The sequence below is a fragment of the Streptomyces sp. CLV115 genome (assembly GCF_038448545.1).
Lineage (GTDB): Bacteria > Actinomycetota > Actinomycetes > Streptomycetales > Streptomycetaceae > Streptomyces > Streptomyces sanglieri.
Window position 1 is genome coordinate 1 of sequence record NZ_JBCEWQ010000242.1, and the last position, 8,288, is coordinate 8,288.

Sequence of the window (8,288 nt, forward strand, 5' to 3'; positions counted from 1 at the left end):
GGTCTGCTCCGCAGACACGACGCGCCGCCGCTACGCGGCGGAAGACGACAACGCACTCCGTGCGTTGTTCCCGGACTTCGTCCGGGGCTGCCGGTCCACTCCGTGGCCCGGGCAGTCAACTCCGTTGCCTGCGGCCTGGATCGCTCCGCGATCCAGGCCGCAGGCCATGCTCCGCACGGCCCTTGGGCTGGCTACTGGTTGGGGTGGCCTTGCCGGGAAGTGGGTGACGGATCGTGAAGACCGGGGCTTCCTCCCCGGTCTCTGCTCCCTTGAGTCTCTATCAGGAGGGTTCGGGGGTTGACAGGAACGGCCGCTGCGCAGATTACAGACTGACGGTCAGAAACACTTCTGCAGTCGGTGTGCGTCACTCTTAATGCCAAGCTAGATTAAGGAGTGTGAGCCGACACCCTGCCGCTGTCCTTGGGGTCGATTTTCTGTGTCTTGGTTGTCGCTGAAAAATGCAGGTTGCTGCACAGGGATCCAGGCCTTTTCTGGCTTGCAAATATATCTGAAGCAGTCGAGCAGAGGAAATCTTGATGACGCTGAAGGAGTTGTTTCCGCATCAGGTGGAGGCGGTCGACGCGGTTCTGAGGACGCTTCAGACGCCTGCGAGCGGGCATCTGCCGGCCGAGGGGCTGCGGACCCAGGTCATCGCCGCGACCGGTTCCGGCAAGACCCTGATCGCCGTCGCGGCCGCCGAGAAACTCGGCGCGCGGCATGTCCTGGTCCTGGTGCCGACCCTGGATCTGCTGACCCAGACCGCGGCCGCGTGGCGGGAAGGAGGCCGTACAGGGGCGATGGTCGGGGTGTGCTCGCTACGCGGGGAAGACTCCGACGGCGTGCCGTGCACAACCGATCCGGGCGAACTCGTCTCCTGGGCACGGGGTCTGGAGCGGGTGACGGTGTTCGCCACGTACGCCGCCGTCGGCCTCGGCACCCTCCAGCGCGCCCATGGTTCCGGGCTTGGTGCGTGGGACCTGATGGTCGTCGACGAGGCGCACCGCACCAGTGGGTACGCGGGTAAGCCGTGGGCCGTGGTGCACGACCAGACGAAGATGCCGGCGACCCGCCGTTTGTACATGACCGCCACGGCCCGGATCTGGGAAGCACCCGAACATGCCCGGAGTGGTGAGGGCGGTGCGCCGCGGCTTGTCGCGAGCATGGATCCGGGGTCACGGGTGTTCGGGCCGGTGGCGTACAAACTGACGCTCTCCCAGGCGGTGAGCCGAGGGTTGGTTGCGCCGTACCAGGTGGTGTGCATCGACATCAACGACCCCGATTTCCACCAACTGCGCCAGGAAGCCGGATACGGGTCGGACGCCGCCCGCGGAGCACGGCTCGCCGCACTGCAGACCGGACTGGTGACCGCGGCCGCCGAGGAAAACCTGCGCAAGGTCCTGACGTTCCACAGCCGGGTCAGTGAAGCCGAAGCGATGGCAACCGGTGTCGTCGACGCAGCCCGGAAGCTATGGGAGGACAACCCCAGGCGGTACCCGGAACCGGGACGGGTATGGGCAGACTGGCTGTACGGCGAACACCCACCCGCCCACCGGCGCGCCGTACTGGAGGAGTTCGCCTCCGACATCATCACGAACCAGAGCCATCACCAAGCGCAGCTCGTCGAGGGTGGCATCGGCGGGCGCAGCAGGGGTGATGGGCGTTCGGGGAAGGGGCTGGTGCCGGCGGTGTTGCGGGTGCTGAGCTCGGTGAAGGTGCTGGGCGAGGGCGTCGATACGGCTAATTGTGATTCCGTCGTATTCTGTGACGCGCGGGGGTCGATGATCGATATCGTGCAAATGGTTGGACGTGCCCTGAGAATCAAGCCCGGTGAAGGGAAGATTGCTTCTCTGATTGTTCCGGTATTCCTCGCGCCGGGTGAAAAGCCGGATGAAATGCTGACCTCGGACGCCTACGGAACCCTCGCGAAGGTCCTCTCGGCGCTGCGGGCACACGACACCGAAACGATCGAACACCTCGCGGATCCTCGTATCCGGAGCGGGAGTTGGCACCCGGAGGAAGCCGAGGAAAGCGCGGCAGGCGAGGCGGCAGCTGAGCGTGAGGTGCCGGCAGGTGAGCGGGGGCCGAGTGCGCCCGCTCGGGAGCTGCTGAAGTTCAGCACACCCCGGGACCCGGCGCTGCTGGCACGGTTCGTGAAGCTGCGGGTGATCGAGCCGGAGAACACGTTCTGGCGGCGCGGTATCCAGGCTGCGGCCCGGTATGTGAAGGAGACCGGGGCCAGGCGGTTGCGGGTGCCATACGACTACACCACCCCCGATGACTGGGTTCCGGCAGGGTTCCCGCTGGGGACCTGGCTCGCCGACCAGCGCAAGTCCCACAAGGCCGGACATCTGGATGCGGGGCGGGTGGAACAGCTCGACGGGCTGGGCATGGTCTGGTCCCACCAGGACATCGCGTTCGAGGAAGGACTCGCAGCAGCCCGAGCCTGGGCCACGGTGCACGGTCACCTGCTGCCGCCCGCGACCGCGGTCTGGGACGGATACCCCGTCGGGACCTGGACCAAGAACCAACGGTACGCCGCCCGGACCACGGAACAGATCGCCGAGCGGAGGCAGGCCGGTCTGGCTGTCGAGACCAGTGCGGGAGCGCTGACCGAGGCACGGCAGGCAGCGTTGGAAGAGATCGACCCGGGCTGGTGCCCGGTATGGGACACGGGATGGCAACGCTGCTTCCGCCTCGTACAGAACCTTCTCCAGAACGGCGGGGCCCTGCCCATGGCGGCCGGGAAAGTGATCGTGCAAGGCGAAGACCTCGGACGATGGGTGACGGCGCAGCGGTTCGGGTGGGAGCAGTTGTTGCCCGCGCAGCAATGGCTGCTGGAGAACGTCCTCGGAATCGAACCGGCCCAGGAGGCGCGGCCAGTGAAACGGACGCAGGACGACATGTGGGCCCTCAACCTCGCCGCCGCACGGCAGTACCACGCACGCGAGGGACACCTGCGAGTACCCCGCAAGCACATCGAGCAGGTGGACACGGAAGCGGGCTTGGCGGGCCGTCAGACAGGCACTGACGGGGTCGTGGAGGTCAAGCTCGGCACATGGCTCGACAACGTACGCAAACGCGCCGACAGGCTCACCGAACAACGACGGACCGACCTCAACCACCTCGGCATGCGCTGGTAAGGGTGGGTGTGCAGGAACCGTCCTTTGACCGGGCGGGGCTATTCTTCGCTGTTTTGCCGGACGTCCTGATGCTGCTCGGGCCAGTCTGGGTGCCCGGGTAACAGCTGGAGGGGTGCGGATGTCTGATGGTGGCTGGGCTGTCGATGTCGGCGGTGTGGTGCCTGGTGTCTTTCGCATCGCTCCTCTTGCCGGGGAGATGACGTCGTCGCTGATCGGCCGTGCCGCGGCCTCCTACGGGATGGAGGCGAAGGCCCTGTGGTCGTGCTGGCGGTGGCGTGGTTCCCGGCCCCGGCATGAGGGCGGGGGTGTGCGGGCGGATGGCGAGGTGGTGCTGAACGCGGGGCGGGAGGTTCTGGCCCGGTTGTGCGGGGTGGGGCAGAAGGTCCTGGGGCGAGCGTTGCCGTCCTGAGGAGGGGAGGATGCCAAGTTCCCCGCCGGGGAGGTCGGGGAGCCGTTGGCGGTGTGGCGTGCCGGGGGTGCGGTGGTGGGCCGGTCGTGTTCGGGTGCCGTCTGTGTACGGCCCGCCGTGCTCTCCCGGCCAACCGGCGCTGTGGCACGCTGAACCACCGCCGGTGTCCGGGAGGGGCCGGGTCCGTACCAACGGGCCCGGCCTCTCAGGTGTCACGGCCGGGGCAGGTCCGCCTCCCGTACGCCGTGGAGGTGGACCAGGGCGTCGAAGGCGCGGCCGAGCGCCAGGTCGTAGAGGGGGTAGTGGTCGTTGAACAGCGTGCCGATGCTGCGGGTGGGGCGGGCGGTGTCCAGCCAGCCGCGCGCGGCGGGGGCGGCGGTGCGCAGGTCGGCGTAGTAGTCGCGGTGGCGGACCTGGTCGAGGGTGTGCTCGTTGGTGCCCGGGGCAGCGGCGTCGACGGTGAACTTCTTCCAGTCGCCGCCGATGGGGGTGGAGGTGGCGAGGAAGGAGCCCTGGTCGAAGGTCATGCCGATGGGCAGGTAGTTCCGGCCCAGCGCGTCGCGGAGGAAGGAGCCCTGGGTCTTGGGGTACATCGCGGCCGTCCCGGCGATCAGGCCGAGGTGGTCGTTGTGTGCGGAGACCAGGATCTTGTGTCCGGTGCGCTTCTGCCACCACAGGACGTTGCGGGCCATGGCCTCGTCGCGGAGGCGCTGGAAGTCGGGCATGGCGGCCGGGTTGCTGGGATCCGCGGTCAGGAACCGGGTGGTGTCGGCGACTGAGCGGGCGTTCTGCACGGCCAGTTCATGGGCCTGGCGGTCGCGCCCGCGCGCCGCGCTGATCAGCTGGTGCGCCTCCTGGGCCCGGTCGGCGAAGAGCTGTCGCTCGGCGAGCGGCTTCTTCAGGTACTCGAAGACGTCGTCGACGGGGCGCAGCCCGGCGTAGAGGTGGTCGACGCGGGGTGCCAGCGCGGGGTGGTGCCGGTGGACGTAGCCGGTGATCCGGCCGAAAAGGTCGTCGGTCATGGCCGGGCCGGAGAGGTCGTTGCCGACGAAGTGGACGGTACGGGTGGGGTTGCGGCGGTTGTGGTCGCGCATCCACTCGATGAGGCGGACGAATTCCTCGCGGTCCCAGGGGGACTTGGTGAGGTTCTCCTCGGCGATCTTCCGGGCGTCGCCCTTTCCGGTCTGGAGGTACTCGTCGATCCGCAGTCCGGCGGCCCAGCTGAACTCAAGAGAGAAGGCGCGGAATCCCTTCTCCTCGACGAGGTAGCGGAAGAGCCGGTCCTTCATGGTGAAGAACTCGTGGGAGCCGTGGGTGGCCTCGCCCATGCCCACGACCTTCGCGCCGCCGATCATCGCGCCGAGGGCCCGCAGATCGGTGGTCTGCCCGCCGGGTTCGGTGGACCGCAGCGGGCGGGCGATCCGGTCCAGCTCGCGGACGACGGGGTCCTGAGCCCGGGTGGCGGTCGCCGCCGGGGTCTGCTGGGCGGTCGGGGCCGCCTGCGCCACCGCAGGGGTGAGGGTCATTGCCATCGCGCTCGCCGCCGTGACGAGCATCGCCCTGCGGCCGATGCGCGGGGGGTGGTGACTGGTCATGCTGGTGTGCTCCTTGGGTTCGCTAACGGCGACGTGATGAAGATCCTCACCCGCGGCCCCCTGGTGGCGCAGTGAACGCAGCCCCCCGTTTCTGGTGGAGTGGACTCCACCAGAAGGCGGGCGACCCGGTGGCTTTGTTCACGGGTTGTGGTTCTGGCACAGATCTTGGGGAGCCGTCGCGGAGAGTGATGGCACTGTTCGATTGAGAGGGTCCAAACCCCGGTTGCTCGATCTGAAGACTCACCTCGTACCCTCCGCACATGACTGATGATCCGTTCCAGTGCCGGTGTGTCCTCTGCCATGACTACGGCGACCGGGACGAAGTGGACCGCATGGATCTGACGGTCATCGAGCACGTGCAGCAGCACGGATGGCACGTCGTGATGGTTCCCGAAGACGAGATCGGTCCTGGATTCGCCTACACGATCGGCCTCGCGCACACCCACGGCAGACCTGAACTCGCCATGTTCGGGCTCGATGTCCATGCCATGCACCGCATGCTCAACACGCTCGGAGAGAAGTCCGCCGCAGGCGAAGTGCTCGCGGACGGCCAGAGCCATCCTGATGTCGTCCACGGGTATCGAGTCGCGCTCAGGCAGGTCGATCGCAGCTGGTACCGGACCTTCTTCGGGCAGGCCATCGGATTCTACCGACGGCCGCCTCTCCCCGTGCTGCAAGTCGCGTGGCCTGATGCCAATGGCCGTTTCCACTGGGATGAGCAGGCTGACGAGAGGCATCGCGACTCACAGCCTCAGTTGTGGCTCCCTTCGCGTGACCATCCTGTCGGGATCTGGACGGCCGATCTCTGATCTCAAGGCCGGCTCGGCCGTAGAGCTGTCTCTTGATCTTCTTGATGCGGTTCACGGCGCCCTCGATGCTGCCGGAGCTCCAGTCCAGGGTGAGGCCGGCGGCCACGGCGTCGAGGTCCCGGCGCAGATGGAGTGCGAAGCCGGTGATCCCGGGCAGCTGGCTGGCGTCGACTGCGCCGATCCAGGCAGGGAGCGTGGCGCCGAGGCGGCCGGTGAGGATCTCACCGAAATCGCGGACGTGCCCGGCGGTTATGTCCAGTTCGGGACAGCGGGCCAGGACGTCCTTGAGGCCGACGCTGTCTTCCTCGTTAAGGGCGGCGGGGTGGCGGGTGATCCACCCGGTCACTTGCCGTACCGTCGGCGGCCGCGGCGGTGCGGCGGACGGAGTCCCACGCAAGGTGGCGATGTGGGCTCGGACCATGCCGTAGGTGACGGGAGCTTGCTCGGCGACCAGCTCGCCGTGGAGTTGGGTGACGCTGGTGCATCCTTCAGCAAATCGTCGTTCCAGGTAGGGCTTGTAAGGGTCCAGCCTGCTGGGCCGGGGCCGGTTGTCGCGGATGGTGTCCTGCCAGCGTGCGGCGTTCGCGTATCGGAGTACGGTGCTGAGGCCCCAGCCCAGGTGCCGGGCGATCGCCGACGTGAGTGACCCTGGGCGAGCATCTCGTGGACCAGGGCATGTGCGGCCTTCTTCCGCTCGGCTCGCCGGCCGACCGGCTCCACGCCGTTCTGCGGCCGACCGGAAGCCGGTGGGGTGTCCAGCGGCAGCGTGCCGCTGGGCATCGGGTTGCGCAGGCAGTCGCGATGGGCGGCGACGCAGGTCTCTACGGCCCGGCCGAGGCCCTGCCACAGATGAAACCGGTCTGCGACCTGCAGGGCACCAGGGGCGCCGCGGCGGGCGCCCTCGGCGTAGGCGCCCGCCCGGTCCCGGCAGATGATCTCCACGCCGGGGTGGCGGATCAGCCAGGCGGCCAGCGGTCCGCCCTCGCGGGTCGGGAGCACGTCGACCACGCGATGGTCTTCGACGCTGGTCAAGACCGTGGAGTAGGTCTGGCCGCGACGGATCGCGAAGTCGTCCACGCCCAGCACCCGTGGAGTACTGAATCGCGGATCGGGCAGTGCCATGACCCTGCGTAACAAGGTCATCCGCCCCGCACCGAAGCCGAGCTGGGCCGCCAGCCGAGCGCCAGCCCGCCCCGCCAGGGCGAGTCCCACCCGTTCCAGAGCACGGTTGAGCCTCGTGGTGAACCGCGCGTGCGGGACAGCCAGCCGGGAGAACGGCTCGGCGAACGTCCGGCGCGGGCAGTCTGCCGACCCACAGATGAAACGCCTGACCGTCAGCCGGATCGCAAGGCCCTGATCAGCGAGCGGAAGGTCCTTCAGCCTCCGCTGGTAACGATCGTGGACTCGATCCGAGAAGAGGCCGCAGTCCGGACATGCCACCGCGACCGCGCGACCTCTCGCCACCACCTCAACTGTGCCGAACGCGGCCGTAACCGCCTCGACCTCCACCTCGTCGATCCCCTCGAACACCAGCGAGTCCCAGAACAGCGCGTCGGTCTGCATGACCAGCACCATCGCGGTCCAGCGCCGACCACAGCAGCGAACGGAGTGCACCTGATGGATTGTCACTTCCGGCCGTCAGGCGACAAGGCGTGCGCCGTCTCGTACGAGCCAGGCCCTCGCAATCGAACAACGATGTCACGCTCCGCGACGGTTCCCCAAGATCTGTGCCAGAACCCGCAACTCGTGAACAAAACCACCCTGCCCTGGGTGGCACCTCTCTCCCTGGCTATCGCGGGGAAAGACACCTCATGCAGCTAAGCCGTCAAATCAATCGACAGCCATCCACGCCATCGGCGACGATGCGGTGCCGCTGATCGCCTCACCAGGAGCCTCTGTGTCGTCCAGAACCGCAGACATCGACTTCACGTTTGCGCGAGAAATCACGGTCGGGACCATCGTCGAGGCTCTGGCCACCTCAGGGTGGTCGCTGGAGGAGCCGCTCTCGTACATGGTCAACGACAATGACCTGTACGACTGGCAGTCGACCACCAACGACCACACGGGGGAGGTCCTGGCCTTCCTGGACGCGCCCGAGCATGCTGCGAAGTACCACGTCGCCGTCTGCGTCTACCACGCGCAAGCGGGCACTGGCGGTCAGCTCCTCTTCTTCCCGCACCGCACAGCCTGCAGCTTTAGCCCCACCATTAGGCGCTGTTTCTCGGATCATGTCCGGAGCCAGATAGCGAGGGCTGCGAGTGTGACGGTGCCGAGGTAGATGTAGGCGCGCTTTTCGTAGCGGGTGGCAACAGCCCGGAAGCCTTTGAGGCGGTTG

The 8,288-nt window shown here is 67.6% G+C and carries 5 protein-coding genes and 1 pseudogene; 3 read left to right on the forward strand and 3 right to left on the reverse strand.

The genetic code is table 11. From position 1 onward, the window contains the following. Positions 1-536: 536 nt before the first annotated feature. Positions 537-3,140: a DEAD/DEAH box helicase gene (locus AADR41_RS39905; protein ID WP_342287186.1), complete on the forward strand. Its 2,604-nt coding sequence runs from the start codon at positions 537-539 to the stop codon at positions 3,138-3,140. 621 nt (positions 3,141-3,761) lie between these two features. On the opposite strand, the gene AADR41_RS39910 is transcribed toward AADR41_RS39905, so the two are convergent. Beyond that, a complete protein-coding gene (locus AADR41_RS39910) occupies positions 3,762-5,144 on the reverse strand; it encodes an erythromycin esterase family protein (RefSeq protein ID WP_342287188.1) in 1,383 nt (460 codons plus the stop codon). 260 nt (positions 5,145-5,404) lie between these two features. Between AADR41_RS39910 and AADR41_RS39915 the strand changes: the two genes are divergently transcribed. Beyond that, the gene (locus AADR41_RS39915) at positions 5,405-5,953 is read left to right on the forward strand and encodes a DUF4262 domain-containing protein (protein ID WP_342287189.1); all 549 of its coding nucleotides are present in this window, start codon (positions 5,405-5,407) and stop codon (positions 5,951-5,953) included. A 342-nt stretch (positions 5,954-6,295) separates the two neighbouring features. Here the strand turns inward: AADR41_RS39915 and AADR41_RS39920 are convergent, their stop codons facing one another. Further along, entirely contained in the window at positions 6,296-7,516 is a 1,221-nt protein-coding gene (locus AADR41_RS39920) for an ISL3 family transposase (RefSeq protein ID WP_342287190.1), read from the reverse strand. Positions 7,517-7,850: 334 nt separating this feature from the next. Between AADR41_RS39920 and AADR41_RS39925 the strand changes: the two genes are divergently transcribed. Next, positions 7,851-8,231: a hypothetical protein gene (locus AADR41_RS39925; protein ID WP_342287192.1), complete on the forward strand. Its 381-nt coding sequence runs from the start codon at positions 7,851-7,853 to the stop codon at positions 8,229-8,231. On the opposite strand, the pseudogene AADR41_RS39930 reads toward AADR41_RS39925, so the two are convergent. Next, a pseudogene (locus tag AADR41_RS39930) lies at positions 8,180-8,288 on the reverse strand (IS5/IS1182 family transposase); the annotation flags it as partial. The gene AADR41_RS39925 and the pseudogene AADR41_RS39930 overlap by 52 nt on opposite strands.